This is a genomic window from Shewanella sp. SG41-3, from assembly GCF_014164545.1.
In the GTDB taxonomy this organism is placed as follows: Bacteria; Pseudomonadota; Gammaproteobacteria; order Enterobacterales; family Shewanellaceae; genus Shewanella; species Shewanella vesiculosa.
Genome location: NZ_JACJFJ010000009.1, coordinates 171651 through 192839 on the forward strand (window position 1 = coordinate 171651; position 21189 = coordinate 192839).

A 21189-nucleotide genomic window follows, 5' to 3' on the forward strand; every position below is an offset into this window, starting at 1 on the left:
CAACGAATCAACATGAATATACGATTACTCAAAGGGAACATTTATGACCGAGCTCAAGCTTAACCCTTATTTCGGCGAATACGGTGGTATGTATGTACCGCAAATTTTAGTGCCTGCATTAAAACAACTCGAAACAGCCTTTATTGACGCGCAACAAGATGAAAGCTTTATCGCTGAATTTACCGACCTGCTGAAAAACTATGCAGGCCGCCCAACAGCGCTAACACTTACCCGTAATTTAAGTCCAAATCCAATGGTAAAAATTTACCTAAAACGTGAAGACTTACTCCATGGTGGCGCCCACAAAACCAACCAAGTGTTAGGTCAAGCGTTGTTAGCAAGACGTATGGGTAAAAAAGAAATCATCGCAGAAACAGGTGCTGGTCAACATGGCGTAGCCACTGCCCTAGCCTGTGCGCTTTTAGGCTTAAAATGCAGAGTTTACATGGGCGCTAAAGACATTGAACGTCAATCGCCAAATGTATTTCGAATGAAATTAATGGGTGCTGAAGTGATTCCGGTGACTTCAGGTTCATCAACCCTAAAAGATGCCTGTAACGAAGCCATGCGCGACTGGTCAGCAAGTTATGATAAAGCTCACTACTTACTCGGCACCGCTGCTGGGCCACATCCTTTCCCGACAATTGTGCGCGAATTTCAGCGTATTATTGGGGAAGAAACCAAAAAACAAATTCTTGAAAAAGAAGGCCGTTTACCTGACGCTGTCATCGCCTGTGTTGGCGGAGGCTCAAATGCTATTGGTATGTTTGCCGACTTTATTGACGAACCATCAGTTGAATTAATTGGTGTTGAACCGGCAGGAAAAGGACTTGATACGGCAATGCACGGCGCGCCGCTTAAACACGGTAAAACCGGTATATTCTTTGGCATGAAATCACCGTTAATGCAAAACAGTGATGGTCAAATTGAAGAGTCGTATTCTGTTTCTGCCGGGCTTGATTTCCCCTCGGTAGGCCCGCAACATGCACATTTAAATGCCATTGGTCGTGCACGATATGAATCAGCAACCGATGATGAAGCGTTAGAGATGTTCCAAACCCTCGCTCGCTGTGAAGGTATCATTCCGGCATTAGAATCAGCGCATGCACTTGCTTACGCAGTTCGCATGGCAAAAGAAGCGACTAAAGAGACCATTTTAGTGGTTAATTTATCAGGCCGTGGTGACAAAGATATTTTCACTGTGGCAGATATTTTAGAAACGAAACAAAAACAACAGGAGAGCGGCAATGAGTAACCGTTATCAAGCAAAATTTGCTGCACTTAAGGCACAAAATCAAGGTGCTTTTGTTCCTTTTGTCACCATTGGCGATCCGAGCCCTGAATTATCGTTAAAGATCATTCAAACCTTAGTTGATAATGGTGCTGATGCACTTGAATTAGGTTTTCCTTTTTCAGATCCATTAGCTGATGGCCCAGTAATACAAGGTGCTAACTTACGCTCATTAGCCGCTGGAACTAAACAAAGCGATTGCTTTGACATTATCGCTAAAATACGCGCGCAATATCCTGATCTGCCTATCGGATTATTGCTATATGCCAACTTAGTATTTGCTAATGGTATCGATTCATTTTATGCCAAAGCACAAGCTGCTGGTGTAGATTCGGTATTGATTGCCGATGTGCCGGTTGAAGAGTCAAAACCTTTTAGTTTAGCCGCAAAAGCACATGGTATCGCACCTATCTTTATCGCACCGCCTAATGCTGATGCTGACACCTTAAAACTGGTCAGTGAACAAGGTGAAGGTTATACCTACCTATTATCTCGTGCCGGCGTAACGGGTACTGAATCAAAAGCCGGTGTGCCAATTGAGAATATTCTGGCACAGTTGGTCGAATTTAATGCCCCACCGCCACTATTAGGTTTTGGTATTGCCGAACCAGAGCAAGTACGCGCGGCCATCAAAGCCGGTGCCGCAGGCGCGATATCTGGTTCTGCCGTGGTTAAAATTATCGAAGCTCATCAACATGATGAAGTCACGTTACTGACAAAACTTGCTCAATTTACCGCAGCAATGAAAGCGGCAACCTAGAAACGTTGTGTTCTTAATAAAAAGTAAAAACAAAAAAGGCGCTTAAAGCGCCTTTTTTAATGGATGCCCCTAACGTTCTGCTTAGGGGTGTATCAAGTGATTATAAAATCGCTACACCAATTGAAACCACTTGAGTAATTAACCCGCCTGGTGACTCAACTTCAACAATGAACACTCCAGTGTTAGGTTGGTCTTCACCTTTTAGAGTAGCCGTGAACTGACGGCCACCATTATAGTTAGTGCTTGGCCAAGTATATTCGCTGGTACTTACCACAGAACCTGCAGAGGTTGTAAATCTAACAATAGTCCCTGCTGGCATTTGCTGATTATGTAAATCAGAAATAGTAAATGTTGCAGTCGCAGAACCTTTTCCAATAATTTGAATACTACCGCCAGTATGAGTACCTGTACTGTCAGCTATAACAATGTTATTTGACTCAGTAGCATAAGCAGTACTACCAGACATCACTATGACAAGACTTCGACGCACAAACAAAGATTTAGAATCACTTGTACCATCAGCACATGCACTGTGAACAGGGTCCGAGCAAAGTACCCCATTGTATTTGCCGTCTTTTAAATCAAATACACCATTTGAATTAAAATCAACTAGCTTTTCTAATGAACCACCTGACTGACCACCTGTTTGTTGCGGGTTGAATATTCCATCTTCGTTATAATCATTAAAGGCATCATTTAAATCAAATGCTTGCCCAGTGACGTCTGTACCAGAAAGAAATTCAGATGCTTCTGCAGCATCAAAACGACCATTACCGTTTAAATCAGGAAAAGACTCTTCACCAATTGCGGTTGCAGTAACCGTTGCACGACCACCGTATTTTTGACCATATATATTGCCATAAATACCCAACGTTGAATCAAAAGCTAAATCAGCATTAGGATTACGGAACATCTGCCCCGCGCCATTGAGAATCGTCTCACCTTCTGGTCTTGGCAACTGACTGGTCCATTTTACTGAACAAGCTCCATTAAGCGTTTGACATGCATCTTCAATAGAGCCACCTTCGGTAGTAAAAGATACCGTAGTTCCATCAGGTACAGGGTTATTAAACGCATCGGCCATACGGGCTACGACCGTAACTTCAGTGCCATCAACATCCCAACCTTCAGCATTTAATATTGTCGAAGATAATGAGAAACTGTCTTGGTCAGGGATGCCTGTTGAAACAATTAACTGACTAGACTGACTCGATATTGCAGGGGTTGAGCCATTGTCTACCGTCGCAGTGACTCGCAGCGAGGTAGCCACTGTACCTGTAGTGACTACCGTTTGAACCAAACCACTGTTGTCGGTTGTGGCTTGTAAAGGATCAATTTTCACTCCACCAATTTCTGTATTGAGTTCAAATAATACATTTTGATTGGTCACAACGTTATTATTTTTATCTAGTACTTTAAATTGAACCACTGACGATTCATCGCCACCAGTACCCAAAATACTAACATTCTCAGGTGTTGCAGATACAAATACGATACTACCTACATCCGCCTGCAGTACATTAATAGTCCCAACTGCTGATAAACTAATGCCACCGGCGTTTGCTGTGACGTTAATTTGATCTTCACCAACACAACCTTGAGCACGATAGGTTGAGGTCGCAACACCATTACTCGATGATACCGGCGAGCTAATAACGGCTTGAGCAGGATTTTTAGTTGCACACGTCGATGAGAAATTCACATCAACTGGCTGAGTAAAAGGATTACCTTGATCATCTTGAATCAAAACTGAAACCGTTGCAGTACCGCCCGCCGAAAGATCGGCTGTACTTACCGATGCTACACCTTGAACAAACGGTGTTCCGCTGCCCATCACAACATTGGTGGCACCGACGACAACAATCGTCGAACCCGTTTCATTAGTTGATAACGAAGCGGTTGCTTCGCCGGCACCTAAAGAGCTACCCGCATAAATATCGACGGTCGCCTTTCCTTGTGCATTAGTCACTGCTGTTTTAACCGGCAAATCACCTATTGGACTATCAAAAGTGACAATAACAGACTTAGAAAGCCCACTAACCGTAGCCGTTAATTTACCAGGAGATAATGTGTTGATTGATTCAATGGCATTACCAGCTGCATCAGTTAATACCAATGAAACTTGCGCGCCACCGCCTGCTACACCACCATCACCGGCCATAGTCACATTGAGTGAACTTGTCTCGCCAGATGAAGTGGTTGCCGTGACGGTCGCACCAGTGTTGATTGCGGCGGAATTTAACTGAACAGTAGCAATACCATCAGCATTAGTAGCAACTTCACCTGTACCAGGAGCAAAAGTGCCGTATTGAGCATTATTTAATGAAAAAGAAACCAGGGTACTGACTGCAGCCCCCGTTGAGTCTTTGACAGTCGCAGTAATAGTTGCAGGTTCTGCAACAGAAATTTGATCGTTATCAATACTTAACGTAATAGAGACTGTTGGATCGGGAGTTGTTCCTCCTCCAGTGCCATCATCTGTTATAGCGCCGCCGCCACCACATGCGACGAGAAAAAAAGTACATAAAAGTGCGAAATAAACTTTATATGCTGACCTCATTGTCAGGCTCCCTGTTACATTGAAATAAAACTTAAGAATTATTATAGTTACTTATATTTAAACAATACACAAACATCCTATAACTTTAGCATAACTATAATAATTTCTTTGCTATTTATCGGCTAAAACTTTCACTTTTAGGCCATTTCCTAAGTTAACGATTCCTGCTAGTCTTTAGCGCATTCAATAAAGAAATAAAATAATATGATGAAAAGGAACACTCTGTGAGTAAACAATACAAGCTCGGACTCACGAGCAAAATTTTATTTGGCATGGCATTAGGCATTATATTTGGCCTAGTATTGAGAAACTCTTTTCCTGATAGCCAATTTATTCAAGAGTACATTACCGATGGATTCTTGCATGTCATTGGCACTATCTTCATCTCAAGCTTAAAAATGCTTGTCGTACCTTTAGTATTTATCTCATTAGTGTGCGGTACTTGCTCCCTTAGCGATCCATCTAAACTGGGGCGTCTTGGTGGCAAGACCATATCCTTCTATTTATTCACTACCGCTATTGCGCTCACGATTGCGATTCTAGCCGCAGTGTTGATCCATCCTGGTAATGCTAGTTTGGCCGGTAACGCATTAGAATACTCAGCAAAAGACGCACCTAGCCTGTCTGAAGTCATTATTAATATTGTACCGACAAACCCTATGCAAGCCATGAGTGAAGGCAATATGCTGCAGATTATCCTATTTGCAGTTGTTTTTGGCTTTGCCATCTCACATATTGGTGAACGCGGTACGCGTATAGCGTCATTTTTTAACGATTTAAATGATGTGATTATGCGTGTAGTTACCTTGATTATGCAGCTCGCGCCTTATGGTGTGTTTGCACTGATGGCGACTCTCAGCTTAACGTTAGGCTTAGAAACCTTCGGTAGTGTAGTAAAATACTTCTTCCTGGTCGTTGCAGTATTATTTATTCAAGGCTTAGTGGTATACCCGACGTTATTAAAGTTATTCTCAGGCCTGAGTCCGCTGATGTTTTTGCGTAAAATTCGTGATGTGCAACTGTTTGCCTTTAGTACAGCCAGTTCAAATGCCACATTACCTGTCACCATTGAAACAGCTGAACACCGAATGGGGGTTGACAATAAAATTGCCTCATTCACTTTACCACTGGGTGCAACACTTAACATGGATGGTACCGCCATTATGCAAGGTGTCGCCACGGTATTTATTGCCCAAGTGTTTGGTATTGAACTGAGCATAATGGATTACGCTACTGTGGTGGTCACAGCAACGTTAGCCTCCATTGGCACTGCGGGGGTGCCAGGCGTAGGCTTAATCATGCTCGCCATGGTGTTAAACCAAGTTGGCTTACCTGTAGAGGGGATTGCATTAATTATTGGTGTCGACAGAATGCTCGACATGATCCGCACCGCGGTGAACGTAACCGGTGATGCGGTAGCGACAGTGATTATTGCTAAATCAGAGGGTGAATTCAATGAACAAATATTCAATGACTCACAAGCGGGTAAAGTCGCTAAAAACTTTGAAGATCAAGTGCTTAATTCCAAAAATTAACACTTAACATCACCTTATATAAAAAAGCGCTAATTTAGCGCTTTTTTATTATCTTTTTTCTGCATAAATATGTCATTATCATCAACTTACATTGATATAGGCTTTCATTATCATTAAAACTCATGGGTAAATGACTCGTCATAGCTTAAAAAAAACGGAATAAATATGGACCTTACTTTATTGGCAAGTTTAGCGGTTATTCACATAGTGGCATTGATGAGCCCTGGACCCGATTTCGCCATTATTGTAAAAATGGCCACACAACAAACACGCTTAACCGCACTTTATTGTGCCTTAGGTATTGCGGTGGCGATCTTGATACATACCTTTCTATCTTTGATGGGGATCAGTGTGATGATCCAACAATCTCATATTGCGTTCATGGCTGTACAACTCATTGGTAGCAGCTACTTAGCTTGGATGGGATATGGGGCGCTTAAATCAGCGATGACGAGTATTATCAGCAAACACCGGACTGTAGACATCCCTTCAGTTCAGCAAAATCTCACCCAGGTGGCTATAGTCTCGTCGTTAAAAGGGTTTAAGGCGGGTCTTTATACCAATCTACTCAACCCTAAAGCGCTGATCTTTTTTATTACTTTATTTTCAGTATTAATTACGCCACAAGTCAATCATTCAACCAAAATAGCCGCGACAGTATTATTGTTTGTGTTGTCATTAGCATGGTTTAGCTTACTGGCATTAGTATTATCTAAACCTCGAGTTCAGCAGAAATTACTCGCAGCGAATACCATTATTGATTTACTGGTAGGGATTATTTTTATTGCCGTTGCGCTGACTATTGCAAGTAATATTATCCAACAAATTATCAGCTAATTGACATAGATATACTCATTTAAAGCGGCCTGAGTTTTAAGCCTTATAAGTAATTCGTGGCCAAGATTAATCCGAGGATTAATCTTAAGGCTGCTTTAGCAAACCTGTATACGATGTCGAGGATAATGGAGTAATCGACGCGCTAAATAATCCACGGCAACATTTAAACCCGCAGTGAACACCAATAACAATAAGGCACCGCTAAAGCGGATTTCAGAAAAGTTGCTGTCAACATAAAAGCCTAACGTCATCACGCCAAGCATACCCAAAATAGCCGTTTCACGAATAATCACTTCAAAACGATAAAATAGTAATCCCATAAAATGTGGATATAGCGTAGGCACAACCAAATAACTATATTGGTCAATTCTTGGCAGATATGTGAGCGGAACACTCACGTTGTCAGCTTGGCGCGCCATTAAAAACACCATAAGACCGGCATTGTGTAATGCTAGCGCGATAATAGCGGGTAACATAGAAGGCCCCAGCAACATCATAAACACAAAAGCCAATAAATACTCTGGCAGTGAACGTAATATTAAATTAACCGCACGCATGAACAAGATGATCAGGTTTGGCATCATTAAACGCGTGTTTAGCGGCAACAATATCATGGTGAATAAGTGAGTTAATCCTAAGGCACAAAAAGCCAATACTAAAGTGGCAATCATTCCCGGAAATACTTGTTGGCTTATTAATTCATAAACCCAGTCAAACAACTTTGATAGATTATCTGCATCAAACCAGTTAAAAAAAGCCTGCCCTTGGAGCATTGGCGGTAAGATATCAACACTGATAAAGCGCCAAATAAGTTGCGAGTCAATCACAGGTATTGGTGGTAAAAAATACACCGCAAGCGGTAAATATAGCCACAGCAAAATCGGTTTAGCCCAAAAGCGTATACTGCCAATTAATAACACAAATAAAATCAGTAATGCCCCACCTTGCTCATAACGCCCTTGACGAAAAGCGGATTCTAAATAAAAGCCTAATGTCGGCATACCAATAAAACCCAATACCGCACTACTGCGCAACGCACATTCAAAACGATAACGAATATAATCAATAATCTGTGGATACATGTGCATCCAACGTCCATAGATAAATGCCGATAATTTATCAGTACCCTTGGGCAGTGAAAATAAAGTATGGATTGGCGCTTGTTGTAATATATCCGCAAAAACTCGGGCAAATGTGGCAGCATAAGGTAGTGCAATGGCTAAGATACCGGTAATGGCTGATAGACCAAAGATCTGTAAAAATATCAGCGCCCAGAAAATCTCATGGATCGCGCGGATAAAGGCACACACGGCCGCAATTAAGGGATGTTGATACCACAAGGCTAATGGAAACCCCACTAGCAATCCAACCGTGATCCCAAGCAAGGCAAAACTGATAGTTTGCCACAGTGCATCAAACAGATTCTCTGTCGCAAAAAAATCGGGATGCACAAAACCCTGCCACATACGGCCGAGTTCGGACCAAGGATCGATTGCTATCACTTCGGTATCAGCAAAAAACCAACACACAGATACCGTAACTAAAAGTAGTAAAGTGATTTTCTGCCAGTGGCCCACAAAAGCGCGTCCACGAAAAATCATGGCGTCAGACATAATAGAAAAGACAGTAACAGCACACAGATAGAGCTGTGATAAGCAATATAATGAGCTGCAGCGATGTGATCATATTCACGCCATAACCTGCTTTGGCATATCGGCCAAAGCATAATGCTGTGATAAACGGGCCAGAGATAACTTATCGGCGCCATCATCTAGCACCACTTTGCCCTCGCTAATCACGATAATGCGATCAAAATGCGCTAAGGCTAACTCAGCATCATGCAGCACACAAATCACACTTTGATGTGCTTGTTTAATCAAATTTAATAGCCGTAAGCCCATTAATGGATCTAATGCAGAAAAGGGCTCATCACCCATAAAAATGGATTGCTGTTGAAATAATGCTCTGGCTAATGCGACACGTTGACGTTGTCCACCAGACAGCTCACTGACCTTTTGTGTTAATGGCATGGTGAGCTCTAACTGCTGACAAATAGCGGCTATTTGTTGTTGTGGCTTATTAAATGGCAATATTAAATTAGCCATATTGTACCAACGAGAGTAACGCGCTAATCCACCAATAAATACATTATGATATATCGACAAGTTATCAACCAACCCTTGTGCTTGAGAACACAAACAGGTTTGCTGAGCCAATTGTAGATATAGATGATGCAATAACGTGGTTTTACCCACGCCTGAAGGACCTAAAATAGCCACATGTTCATTGGGCTTAAATGACAAATTAACCTTAGATAAAACAATGTTCTGACTATAACCTAAATCAACATCAACCAAAGACAACATTAATCAAGCATTCCAATGGTTTTTGCGACGCGCTCAATCGGCTCATAGTCGTTATTATGGGCGGGTACAAATGACTCACGAGGAAAACTGGCTAATAAATCTTTATCCGTCATACCAATTAATGTTTTAGTCAGTTTTTCTTTAAAACCTGCACCAAAAGAGTCATCAACGCCAGCACGTACTGTCCATTGATAGTCAGGGTAGCTAGGACTTTCCCAAATGACTTTCACTTTACTGGTATCAACCTCGCCTTTTTCAACAGCAGTGTCCCACACTTTATAATTAACCGCGCCAACTTGGTATACACCCGCTTCGACTTGGCTAATGGTGCGGCTATGATCACCAGAGAAACCGATTCGTTTAAAAATCTGTTCGATCGGCTTACCTAAGTTTCGCTCAATAAAGAACTGCGGCATTAACCGTCCAGACGTTGAATCTTTAGAACCAAACGTAAAAGTATAATCATTTAGTAGCGGGAAATTACTGGAAGGAACAATTTCAGTAGATTGATGGGCAATCAAATAACTCTTAAAGTACTGATCTTCAAAACCTTGAGCGATAGCTTCAGAACCAGGCACTAAGCGACGAGCCTGAACCCCAGATAAACCGCCAAACCAAGCAAGCTGAACTTGATTGTTACGGAACGCAGTTACCGCAGCTGAATAAGACTTTACTGGAATATATTTTACTTCCACGCCCAATTGCTCAGATAAATAATCAGCCACTTTATCAAATCGAGTACGAAGCTGACTTTCATCTTCATCAGGGATAGCAGTAAAGGTAAAGGTTGCACTTAATGCAAACGTCGAAAATAAACTTAAAAAGCTCGCTGCTAATAAATGTGTTAGTTTCATCTTAATCTTATAAGTTAGTCGGTTGTTAACGCTATTCTAACTTACCTGCTACTCGATTACATAGCCAAAGCGACTCAAAATAAAAAATGTAAGTAAAAACAAATAAAAAATATTAGTATTATTGTTATAAACTTGATTATATCGACACCCAAAGCCTATTTAATATTTAACCTAAAAGATTGATAAGGTAATACTAATCGAGCACATTTTACCTAAGGCAACGGCTCAACAAGGATAAATTATGCGCATATTGGTTATTGAAGACGATCCTATTTTGTCACATCACTTACAGGTTCAGTTATCTGCGCAAGGTAACCAAGTACAAGTCGCATTAACCGCAAAAGAGGGATTTTATCAAGCAACTAACTATCCGATAGATGCTGCTATTATTGATTTAGGTTTACCCGATCAAGACGGAATAAGCTTAATCAAAATGCTCCGTAGTGCCGATATCAAAGCCCCGATTCTCATTTTAACCGCACGACTCATGTGGCAAGACAAAGTCGAAGGGCTTAATGCTGGCGCCGATGACTATTTAGTTAAACCATTTCAAAAAGAAGAACTCATCGCTAGGCTTGACGCCATCGTACGCCGCAGCTGTGGTTTTGTGAGTTCAACTATCACCAGTGGGGCGCTGCAAATTGATATGGCAGCAAAAAACGTGACACTGAATCAAACACCATTAGACATCACGGCCTTTGAATACCTTATTTTGGAATACTTAATGCGCCATAGCCATGAAGTTATCGCTAAGCAGCGTTTACTTGATGTGGTATATGCAGACAAGGAAGGCGATCCCAATACCATTGAAGTAATAATCAGTAGATTAAGAAAAAAACTGGCTCAGGGCGGAATATCAGAGGCGATTGTGACTCTTCGTGGTCAAGGATATAAATTTAATCACCCATGCGACTAATTCCCCGACCTCAAAAACGCCTGCTAACAAGAATGTTTGTTACTTCCTTGGCCATTATCACATTAGTGGGATTTGGTCTGGCTTGGTTAATTACTCTGCTCCATGCCCAAAACCGTTATAACCAAACCACCAGCGCGTTAATAGCTAAATTACCTATCATTGCTGCGGAGTTTCGCGAAAACAATTTAATCCCCATCACCCAAGCACGTGAAGGTGATGACGTTGATACACAATATATTATGGCGACTTGTAATAGTGCTTATCACACTTTATGGCGTTCTGATTTCGCAATTAGCTTAAAATTGAATAACATCTGTGAAAAATATCTTCAAATAAAAGATGATTTACCGCCGTTTTATCTTAATTTTGACGCCCAGCAAAGCTACTTTGCTTATTTGCTCAGTATTGATGTTGAAGATCAAATGTATCATCTATTAATTTTAAAAGACGCGACGGCATTAAAAACGGAACTTAAACAATTTAACCGATTAACTTATTTTAGATTAGCCATCGTCATGGCTATTGCATTACTACTTTTAGTCAGTGCAGCCTATTGGGGCATGCGGCCGTTAACACAATTAAAACAAGAACTATTACAACTTCAACAAGGACATAAAAAAAGCCTTTCACAGGATTATCCCGTTGAATTACACGGTATCACGATGGCGTTAAATCAGCTTATGGACCAAACTGATCAACGTCAGACTCGCTATCAAAATGCGATGAATGATTTGGCTCATAGTTTAAAGACACGTCTTGCTGCCAGCATTGCCATCATTGACGATGACTCTTTAGATCGTCAGCAGCAACAGCAAAAGATACTAGAACAAATCAATGATATGGATCATCTAGTGCAGTATCAGCTCAAACGCGCCATGTTAGGCCAGCAAGGCTTACGTCAACAACAAACAAAGGTCGCACCTATTGCCCAACAAGTGGCACAAATGCTTGATAAGATTTATCGGGACAAACACGTTATATTCACACTGCAAGTATCGGCGTCATTACACTTACCGCTCAGTAAAGGGGATGTAATGGAGTTATTGGGTAACTTAATGGAAAATGCGTTTCGCTTGTGTAGTAACAAGGTACAAGTAACCGCCCAGCATCTTGATGGCAACATGATTCAGCTTAGTGTCGAAGATGATGGCCCTGGAGTTGATGACGCCATTAAACAAAAAATCATTCAACGCGGAATGAGAGCCGATACCCAATCATCAGGACAAGGCATTGGTTTAGCAGTATGTCATGAAATCGTTAGCAGTTATGGTGGCACCATGACCATTACGACCAGTGAATTAGGCGGAGCAGCCTTTGTGATCCAGCTCTCCGCAACGACGTAATATCATTTAAACATAAGTACCTAAGCAAGCTATCAGGGCAGTAAATAGAGCAACAACACGCTTTACTCGACAGTGATCACTAACTTAATGGCGCATAAAGCTGCTCTGCACGATTAAACATTGCCCAAGAAGTGGCAATATACTTGTCGTTGCTAATGGGCACATTACCACGATGACTGTGAGTAAAGCCGGCCGGTGCTATGACCATAGTACCTTTTCTAGGACTTATTTTACGCTGCTGATAATAAAACTCCGTTTCACCGCCCTCTTCTACATCGTTAAGATAAAACATGTATAACACTACCCGATGAAGCGCCTCATTATGGCCATTTTGTGGAAATTGCTCTGAATGCCAATGCGGATAGCCACCGACACCTTGCTGATAGTGCTGCACATTGATACTACCACTGCGGTACAAGTACTTAGTTAACGCTGCAGCCCTTGGCCGACCTAATGTTTCAAAATTATCAGGCGTCAGGGTTTGAGCTTGACCGTTTTCATCAGCAACTTGCACTGACACAGCCCCCATTAGGGTTAATGAGTATTGGGTAAAATAATCACTAATGTGAGTGAATGTTGCCGCTAATAGCTCATTTTTCAATTCAGCTAAATCATCAAAAGCGTCTAACATTAAGTCACGACTGCGCTTTTTGTCGGTATCAATGCCAAAACCAGTATGACCAGGCCCCACACTCGGATGAGCATTAAATGCTGCCATTAAACGATCACATAGGTCATTACTTATCGCATTGGGATATACTTCAATAAAATCCATAGGGAGTAACTATTGTTAATAAATGTATAGTAGTATGCTGCCATGCCTATAAAGCATCTGTAAAGCGCAATGCACAACATACCTCTTTGTTCTTCAAAGTAACTATCGATTGAATATGAAAAAAAATCAAAAAATATCAGTAGAGCAATTAGAAGTGGGTACTTTTATCCGCTTGCCTATTTCTTGGAAAGACCATCCTTTTTTGTTCAGCAGTTTTAAAATTAAAGATACAGTACAAATAGAGCTCATCAAAGGATTAGGGCTAAAGGATGTTTTTTTTGATCCTGATAAAAGCGATATTGAACCGGTAACATCTGACACGGCTGACGTTTCAGCACCTAACCAGCAAACAATCGATGCACGTAAAGAGCAAATGCTCAGTCAAAAATCAGCGCAGATAGATGAACAACAAAAACTCAAACGCGATTTAAAGAAAACCGAACAACAATTTAATCGTTCAGTGTCAATGATGCATTCCATGGTCGCTAAAATCGGCAGCAGACCTCTTAACTCGGTTATCGAGGCTAAAGATCTCATTAGTAACATGACCACCATGCTACTCAACAGTGATAACTTAGCCTTGCATTTAATGGCCGATGCTAAAAATGATGAACATATTTACCATCATTCACTTAACGTCGCCATGCTGTGTATGCTGATGGCAAAAGAGCTGGGCTGGAATCGCCAAGAGGTGGAGACTATTGGTATGGGGGCGCTATTTCACGATATAGGTAAGCTCAAAATTCCAAGTAATATTCTCAATAAGCGGGTACCTCTGACCACACCAGAAGAAAACTTTATTAAACAACACCCTTTAATGAGCATTAACTTTCTTAAACTTGCAGATAATTTCCCGGAAGAGGCTAAACCATTAATTGCTAATCATCACGAATTTTTAGATGGGAGTGGTTATCCACAAGGCCTTAAAGCAGACAAGATAGACAAGTTGTCGCAATTGATCGCGGTGATCAATGAATATGACAATCTATGTAATGGTACTAATCAAATCAAACCTAAGCCGCCCAGTATCGCTTTAGGTTTATTGTATAAAAATTATAAAAATAAACTAAATGCTGAGTATATTAGTAAACTAATCAAACTATTAGGTGTTTATCCTCCTGGAAGTATTATCGAGTTATCCAGTGGCCAATTTGCCTTGGTGATGTCAGTAAACTTACAACACTTATTGTGTCCCAATATTGTGGTATACGATCAGTTAGTACCCAAAGATTTAGCCCCTATCATTAGTTTACAACAAGAAGGACTCACCATTGTCCGCAGTTTACCTGCCGCCGCATTGCCTGAGAAAATTCATAAATACCTAAATCCTCGAGAACAAATCAGCTTAGGTATCGGTCAAAGCTAGCCAGCTAAATGACACTGCTTTTGGGTTGTCGTCATGTCAATAATGATAAAATTCAACGATCTTATTCACAAATTGATACACCCTTGTTGAGAAACAAAAAAGCCATCAATTGGCAACAATTGATGGCTTTCTTATAGCCTGATTTGCGGTTATAACCAGCCTTTTCGTTTAAAGAAAAAGTAAGTTCCCGCTGCGCTGGCAAGCATTAATCCGACTGCCATGGGATAGCCAAATCGCCAATCGAGTTCGGGCATAATATGAAAATTCATCCCATAACTACTGGCAATGAGCGTGGGAGGTAAAAAAACCACCGCCGATACCGAAAATATCTTAATAATTTTGTTTTGTTGCAAGCCACTGAATCCCATCGCTGCATCAAGCAAGAATTGTAACTTGTCGAAAATAAATTGGCTGTGTGGCATCAATGATTCAATATCCGATAACATCTCTCGAATATCCTTCAAGTTTTCATCCGACAAACGATCACGATAATAACGTTGCATATAACGCAAGGAGCGTTGGGTATCCAATAAACTTAATCGAATTTTACCGTTAGAGTCTTCTTGCAAGGTGATCAGTTTAAATACGTCATCAAGCTCTTCATCATTAAACACTTGCTCGCTAACATTTTCTAATACACTGTAAACATCTTCAATTAAGTCAGATAGATAATCTACTTTTAGGGTAAATAACTCTAATAATAACCCTTGTGGGGTGGTAATATCTAAACGACCTAAACGCAAATAGTTACGCAATAAACGGATAAGACCAACGTCTTCCTCACGCATTGTCAGCAAAAAATTTTCACGTAGGTTGAATGACACGTTCACTGCACGCACATCTGAACTCACCCGTTGAGGAAACAACGAGTTAATATGTAAACCATCTTGGTTTTGATAAAAACGTGCTGATGCCTCAATTTCTTTAATATCTTCTTCGTCGGGTACTTCTTCAGCTGAAAACAAGCTCAACCACTGACGTTCTTCATCATCGGGTTTCAATAAATCTAACCATAAGGTCGATTCGGGCACTTTATCGCCCACTTTCAATTCGGTGGTGATTAACTCTCTATTTTGATAGGCGTATGCAGTAATCATCGCTCCCCCAAAGTTCATTAGGCTATAAAGCACAACAAACAAAAAACACTCAAAAAGTGGCGCTAGTTTACTCAACTACAAATGAATGAAAAGTAAAATATTCAACTGCGCCAAAGATCGTACCAGCGACATCATTCGTGAAATAAGACATGAGATAAGTCTAGACTAGACTGTGCTGAATTAAGCGCCACTTAGGCTATTTAATTATCTGGATACTGATGTAAAGAATGGCTATTTTCATCATTAATATTCGCGCCAACGATCACGATATTCAACATAACATTCCCATAAAAAACCAATGTGTAACATCACATAAAGTGACTTCAGCTGCTAACTCACAACAGCATAACATGCGCTAAACCTTCATTAGTGTTTTCAGCAGATATAAAAAAGCGCCCAGATAGGACGCTATAACAACACACTACGCAGATTGAGTTAGCTCAGCTTGAGTTCTGCTTAAGTTACTCACCTTTTAAACGACGATCCAATTGATCTTTCAAATTGGCCGGCACACCTTTTATCAAAATGGTGTCAGAAATAGGATCATAAATAACCCGTTCACCTAAATGGCCGCCATCAAAACTCAATGTTACTCCGCCGCCAGTGCCTGAAAACTTCTTCAAACTGCGTAAACTGGCTTTATCTGCCGGAAACTCATCATCCAACTCATAACTGCCACCACAGGCGAAATCATAAAATGAATCCATGCCGGAATCAGCTAACTCGTCAGCTAAATCTTTAACTTCAATCACATCACCAGAGCCCGCGCGCTCAGAACAATAGTCAAAGACCTTGTTACGGCACTCTTGACGTTCATCTTTGGTTAACTCACTGCCCGCAACAAAGTCTTCAACCGCATGAATCAAGGTTTTGTTTTGCGCTTTGATGTTAACCCCTTCAACACAGCCCATAAAATCTAAAAAGAAGTCGGCAACTTTACGGCCCGCACGACCACGAATAAACGAAATATATTTACGCGAGCTTTTATCGGCCTGCCACTCAGTTAAATCAATGCGGGCGGCCAGTTGAATATTGTTTAAATCTAAGTGATTATTTTGCGACAATTCCATGTCATCTAAGACTGTCATCGACGACTTAGCGCTTAATAACGCCACAAATAAATAGTCGCTTGTCATACTGGTATAGCAAGACATCAATAAAAATCCACCTTGGCTAAAATCGTACTTAGATAATTCTTGCTGCAATAGTTGGCTTGCTTGGCCGCTAAATTCTACAAAGCCTAAATCGCCTTTGCGATAGCCTGTCAGAGCATCAGAAAATGCACTATTGGCTTCGCCATCATCGTCATGGGTACCAAAAAAGCCAAAACCTTTTCCCGCTTTGCCCGAATAGGTCTGATGTAACTCTTCTAACATGGTTTCAACGGCGTGAGTATTCAACAACGGTTGCGGGCGTAAACGACAACGCATTTGCCCCTGACTGTCTTGAGATATTTCGTGAATAATTGCTTGCTCAATACTAATGCCCATAAGCCTTGTTAATCCTAGTCAGTCACAGATGATAATTTTAAAAAGAATGATATCAGACCAACCGTATAAATCGAACAAGGGTTTACGATATTCCTCACATAGAGCGAATAAAACTTGAGGCGAGCGCCGGCTAAATCCGTTATTATGTGCAGCTAATTCATTCTTTATTGAAGTTTTCTGACTATGGCAATTCAATCTAAATACACAAACACTCAAGTTGAGGCACTTATCAGTGAGCTGCTTGCTGTGCTAGCAAAGCATCAAGCACCTACCGATTTAAGCCTTATGGTACTAGGTAACTGCGTGACCCATTTACTCGACAAAAAAGTCCCAAATGAGTCTCGTCAAAAAGTAGCAGAGCAATTTGCCAAAGCTTTAACACAGTCGATTAAGTAACGACTAAATAAAATTTATCACTAATGCTAACAATCAGTTACACTGAAAAAAAGCCGTGATAATAACGTAGGAATACGAGTTAACATGATCGAGCGCAAAAAGCAGCAAATGACGCGTGATAAAGTGTCACGCTTAGTTAATTGGGGTCACTGGTTTGCCTTCTTTAATGGCATATTGGCGATGTTAATTGGCGCTCGGTATATCGGCAGTGTCGGCTATCCAGAATCCATTATTGGCTGGGCATATCTTACTATCAGTACCATTGGCCATTTTACTTTTTTGGCTTTTATCGGTTACTTAGTTTTTATCTTCCCGATTACCTTACTCCTACCTTACTCTAAAATTTTACGCGGTTTTGCTGCATTTATTGCCTCAATTGGATTATATGCCCTACTGTATGACACCATTATTTATGACGACTATGGTATTCATTTAAGCCCTTTTGCCTTTGATTTAGCTTGGCAAGACCTCAACGCGCTATTGCACAGTACCTCATACATAGTCACCCCTATCGTCATTGTGATTGTTGAACTTACCGCGGCCAATTATTTGTGGAAACGCATCGACAAAATCCAGAAAAAACAATGGGGTAATAAAGTAGTATTGTTTGTCGGAATTTGTTTCGTCAGCAGCCATTTATTTCATATTTGGGCCGATGCCACTAACATGACTGAAGTCACTCGTTTTGATGACGCTTATCCAGTGTCATACCCAGCAACAGCGCGATCGTTTATGGAAAATCACGGCATTGACAGCAGCATGCAGTCAACAGAATCACGCAACACTAAATCGCGAAAGTTAAGCTACCCCATCAATCCGATGCAATGCAGTGCTGATAGCCAACCTAATATTATGCTGATCACCATAGACAGCCTTCGAGCAGACATGGTCGATAACGTCACGATGCCGTTTTTAAGCCAATATCGAATCCAAAATCAGCGTTTTACGAATCACTATGCTGGTGGTTCTGACTTTGAAACCAGTATGTTTACTCTCATGTATGGCCTACAAGGTAATTATAGTGACCGCAAAGAGTTTGACAGTACTAGCCCAATCTTAACCAACATCCTTAAGCAGCAAGGTTATCAATTAGCCATGTTTGCCCCCGAAAATGAACAATACGCTGCCAATAGCGCAATGTTTAACGGCATGACCATGCTCATCAGCGAAAGTCAAAATGGCAGTGCAGATGCCGATATCAATACCATTAGCACAGTCAATCAATGGCAACAGAATCAAACACAACCTTGGTTCAGCTTAGTCAATCTGACTGCACCGAAAGACTACGATACTCCTGTTGGTTTTTTAGGCGTGCAAACCGTGAAACCGCAAATGCCATTAAAGCCAGCACAGAAAGTATTGTTTAACCAATATCGTCAGTCGCTTAACTTTATTGACCAGCAACTCGCTACGCTACTCAATAATGTCAGTGATGACACTGTGGTGCTTATTACCGGCACATACGGTCAAGTTTTCACCAGTAACGCCAGTGATGCACGCAGCGATTTATCACCCGGTAACGTTAAAGTGCCACTGATCATTCATTGGCCAAACAGCAGTGGTAATAAAGTCAATTACCGCACTAGCCATTATGGTATAGCACCAACCTTGCTAAGCCATGTCTTAGGCTGCACAAACCCAAGTACTGATTACAGCTCGGGCCGAAGCTTGCTAGAGCCTAATAATGAAACCTGGGTCTACATAGGAGATAGTCGCCGTTTTGCTATCTATCAAAAATCTGAAATTACCGTGCTGGATCGCTTCGGCAAGTACCGTATATATGATTTGGACTACAAAAAACGCTTAGATAAAAAAATGAGTGCACCAGAACTCATCCAAGTGATGCGCGAAGGTAGAAGGCTATACAACCAATAAACCAACCAAAGTACCATTCATTGGTGTAAGTTATGCTTAAAAAGTGCTGAAGGTAATACAATAAATGTTCCCTTCAGCATCTAAGTCAATATCGACCTATATCCATGAGCAACGCTTATGCAAAAGGCCATATTCTAGCCGCTTATCCAATATTCGTTATCGTAATTGGGCAGTTTATAGTCAATCGATAAATAGCGCTTAACTAACTGCTTGCACTCGTTAATTACTGTTGATAAAGTGCTTATCCGCTTAGTGAACTCAGCTGAGTTACCCCAAAGCCATTAGGCGCACTAAGTGATACTTTACCAACCAGCTTCATACTAAATATTGACCGCTAGTGTGATAAAGTACTAAAAACTCGGTATGTAGCGCAGCCCGGTAGCGCACTGTCATGGGGTGTCAGGGGTCGGAGGTTCGAATCCTCTCATACCGACCAAATCAGGTGTTTTATTTCGATATATTATCGAAATTGACCTAAACAAAACCCCGTTTCAGCAACACTGAAACGGTTTTTTTTTTTCTAGTTTGTGTTGAGCAATCCAGTTAATTCTTTTATAGCCTTTAGCCTGCGACACAGTAGACTTCGCCACATAAAAATCAAACAATAAATCACTGCCCCATAGTTCCGGCAACATTGTTAAAACCGAAATGGTCGCTATGGAGATTGATCAAATTGTTAGCTTAGTTTGAACATTATTACTTTTTTGCCAGTAATAAGCGCTGACACAGTTTGACAAAGTCTGAAGATGTAACGATACCAAGAACATTATTTTGCTCATCAACAACCGGCAAGCAACCCAGTTTATTATCAATAAAATATTGTACGACTATGGTCAGCGGTTCATCTAAGCCTAACTTTTGTACTTTCGTGTCCATAATATCGGCAATAGGAGTATATCGCTCTTTTCTGTCTAACGCTCCTTGACCATATTTATTAAGCATACTCAACACACTGGCGATCATCTTTTTGTGAGTCAACATGCCGATGAGTTGTCCATTTTGCTCAGAAATAACCGGTAGATGACGCACATTACGGCTTTGCATCAATTGGTGAGCATCTTTAAGGCTAGCTTCATGACTAATGCACACCGGATTTGGGGTCATAATGTCGCATACTTTCATGGTATTACTCCTTTACAGCTGTCATAACATAATTAACTCCGAATGAAGACTATATCGAATACAGAATGCCGCTGGTAGCAAAATAAAAAGGCATAACAGTAACCTTCATATTGACATTGAGCCAGAGACTAAATAGCCTTAAGCAACTCCTCTTAAAGGACTCAATGCTTTATCCAATTAATTAATTTTTTATGGTATATGTCTAGCAATACCATATCCTTAGGCTAAGTGATATCCCATGTCTTTAAGCATTCCGCGGTGATCTAGAGCTCCCGCGTCCCTTTACACCTAAAAATACTGTCGTGATACTCACAAATAAGTCTTCTTGATGCCTAAGAGTAAATACCAAAGCATTATCATCAGAAGTATTCATCCGTCGTATGTCTGTTTATAAGAAAGTGAGTTATTTAATGCAATATAAAAATCAGCCACACGGATCGTTTCATAAAAGAACTGACTGTCTATAAACTCAATATCAATGCTGACTTTTACGTCATCTAAGCCACGACATAAAGCTTGTGGGCCTTTTTCTGTAATTTACAAAATTGAATGGCATGAATTGAACTTTCACACACATTTTTCTGCAGCATCTGTATGACAAGGTGC

17 protein-coding genes and 1 tRNA gene are annotated in these 21189 nt (G+C 40.9%); 10 read left to right on the forward strand and 8 right to left on the reverse strand.

Translation table 11 applies throughout. From position 1 onward, the window contains the following. Window positions 1-43 precede the first annotated feature (43 nt). A complete protein-coding gene (gene trpB / locus H5164_RS17135) occupies window positions 44-1255 on the forward strand; it encodes a tryptophan synthase subunit beta (protein WP_182757160.1) in 1212 nt (403 codons plus the stop codon). Further along, on the forward strand, window positions 1248-2051 hold the full coding sequence (gene trpA / locus H5164_RS17140) for a tryptophan synthase subunit alpha (RefSeq protein WP_182757161.1): 804 nt from the start codon (window positions 1248-1250) through the stop codon (window positions 2049-2051). Before trpB ends, trpA begins: the two co-directional genes overlap by 8 nt. Window positions 2052-2151: 100 nt before the next feature. Here trpA and H5164_RS17145 read toward each other — a convergent pair whose 3' ends face one another. After that, on the reverse strand, window positions 2152-4611 hold the full coding sequence (locus tag H5164_RS17145; protein ID WP_182757162.1) for a hypothetical protein: 2460 nt from the start codon (window positions 4609-4611) through the stop codon (window positions 2152-2154). Between the two features lie 224 nt (window positions 4612-4835). Here H5164_RS17145 and H5164_RS17150 point away from each other — a divergent pair, with 224 nt between their 5' ends. Both H5164_RS17150 and H5164_RS17155 read left to right on the forward strand, forming a co-directional pair. After that, window positions 4836-6146, forward strand: a complete 1311-nt coding sequence (locus tag H5164_RS17150; protein ID WP_124016486.1) for a dicarboxylate/amino acid:cation symporter — start codon at window positions 4836-4838, stop codon at window positions 6144-6146. A gap of 165 nt (window positions 6147-6311) precedes the next feature. Then, window positions 6312-6983: a LysE family translocator gene (locus H5164_RS17155; protein WP_182757163.1), complete on the forward strand. Its 672-nt coding sequence runs from the start codon at window positions 6312-6314 to the stop codon at window positions 6981-6983. 95 nt (window positions 6984-7078) lie between these two features. Here H5164_RS17155 and H5164_RS17160 read toward each other — a convergent pair whose 3' ends face one another. From H5164_RS17160 to H5164_RS17170, 3 genes are all read right to left on the reverse strand, one after another. Next, window positions 7079-8584, reverse strand: coding sequence for an ABC transporter permease (locus tag H5164_RS17160; protein ID WP_259396853.1), 1506 nt, complete (start codon window positions 8582-8584; stop codon window positions 7079-7081). Between the two features lie 87 nt (window positions 8585-8671). Next, window positions 8672-9349 (reverse strand): ATP-binding cassette domain-containing protein, encoded by a 678-nt coding sequence (locus H5164_RS17165; RefSeq protein WP_182743018.1) that lies wholly within the window; start codon window positions 9347-9349, stop codon window positions 8672-8674. After that, window positions 9349-10203, reverse strand: coding sequence for a putative selenate ABC transporter substrate-binding protein (locus H5164_RS17170; RefSeq protein WP_182696981.1), 855 nt, complete (start codon window positions 10201-10203; stop codon window positions 9349-9351). Before H5164_RS17170 ends, H5164_RS17165 begins: the two co-directional genes overlap by 1 nt. A gap of 241 nt (window positions 10204-10444) precedes the next feature. Between H5164_RS17170 and H5164_RS17175 the strand changes: the two genes are divergently transcribed. Both H5164_RS17175 and H5164_RS17180 read left to right on the forward strand, forming a co-directional pair. Continuing rightward, window positions 10445-11119: a response regulator gene (locus tag H5164_RS17175; RefSeq protein WP_182757165.1), complete on the forward strand. Its 675-nt coding sequence runs from the start codon at window positions 10445-10447 to the stop codon at window positions 11117-11119. Then, window positions 11110-12462 carry an ATP-binding protein gene (locus H5164_RS17180; RefSeq protein WP_182757166.1) on the forward strand — a complete coding sequence of 451 codons (1353 nt, stop codon included), beginning with the start codon at window positions 11110-11112 and terminating at the stop codon, window positions 12460-12462. Before H5164_RS17175 ends, H5164_RS17180 begins: the two co-directional genes overlap by 10 nt. 79 nt (window positions 12463-12541) lie before the next feature. Here the strand turns inward: H5164_RS17180 and H5164_RS17185 are convergent, their stop codons facing one another. Then, on the reverse strand, window positions 12542-13237 hold the full coding sequence (locus tag H5164_RS17185; RefSeq protein WP_124016479.1) for a 2OG-Fe(II) oxygenase: 696 nt from the start codon (window positions 13235-13237) through the stop codon (window positions 12542-12544). Window positions 13238-13352: 115 nt separating this feature from the next. Between H5164_RS17185 and H5164_RS17190 the strand changes: the two genes are divergently transcribed. Continuing rightward, the gene (locus tag H5164_RS17190; protein WP_182757167.1) at window positions 13353-14603 is read left to right on the forward strand and encodes a DUF3391 domain-containing protein; all 1251 of its coding nucleotides are present in this window, start codon (window positions 13353-13355) and stop codon (window positions 14601-14603) included. Window positions 14604-14752: 149 nt separating this feature from the next. On the opposite strand, the gene corA is transcribed toward H5164_RS17190, so the two are convergent. Both corA and yejK read right to left on the reverse strand, forming a co-directional pair. Next, window positions 14753-15700: a magnesium/cobalt transporter CorA gene (gene corA, locus H5164_RS17195; protein WP_124016477.1), complete on the reverse strand. Its 948-nt coding sequence runs from the start codon at window positions 15698-15700 to the stop codon at window positions 14753-14755. A 461-nt stretch (window positions 15701-16161) separates the two neighbouring features. Further along, complete coding sequence (gene yejK / locus H5164_RS17200; RefSeq protein ID WP_124016476.1) at window positions 16162-17190, reverse strand: nucleoid-associated protein YejK; 1029 nt, start codon at window positions 17188-17190, stop codon at window positions 16162-16164. A gap of 183 nt (window positions 17191-17373) precedes the next feature. Here yejK and H5164_RS17205 point away from each other — a divergent pair, with 183 nt between their 5' ends. The 3 genes from H5164_RS17205 to H5164_RS17215 all read left to right on the forward strand — a co-directional run bounded on the left by H5164_RS17205 (window position 17374) and on the right by H5164_RS17215 (window position 19897). Next, window positions 17374-17586 carry a YejL family protein gene (locus tag H5164_RS17205; RefSeq protein WP_124016475.1) on the forward strand — a complete coding sequence of 71 codons (213 nt, stop codon included), beginning with the start codon at window positions 17374-17376 and terminating at the stop codon, window positions 17584-17586. 84 nt (window positions 17587-17670) lie between these two features. Further along, window positions 17671-19461 carry a DUF3413 domain-containing protein gene (locus H5164_RS17210; RefSeq protein ID WP_182757168.1) on the forward strand — a complete coding sequence of 597 codons (1791 nt, stop codon included), beginning with the start codon at window positions 17671-17673 and terminating at the stop codon, window positions 19459-19461. A 359-nt stretch (window positions 19462-19820) separates the two neighbouring features. Further along, window positions 19821-19897, forward strand: a tRNA-Pro gene (locus H5164_RS17215). A 260-nt stretch (window positions 19898-20157) separates the two neighbouring features. Here H5164_RS17215 and H5164_RS17220 read toward each other — a convergent pair. After that, the gene (locus H5164_RS17220; RefSeq protein WP_182757169.1) at window positions 20158-20583 is read right to left on the reverse strand and encodes an HPP family protein; all 426 of its coding nucleotides are present in this window, start codon (window positions 20581-20583) and stop codon (window positions 20158-20160) included. Window positions 20584-21189: the final 606 nt, after the last annotated feature.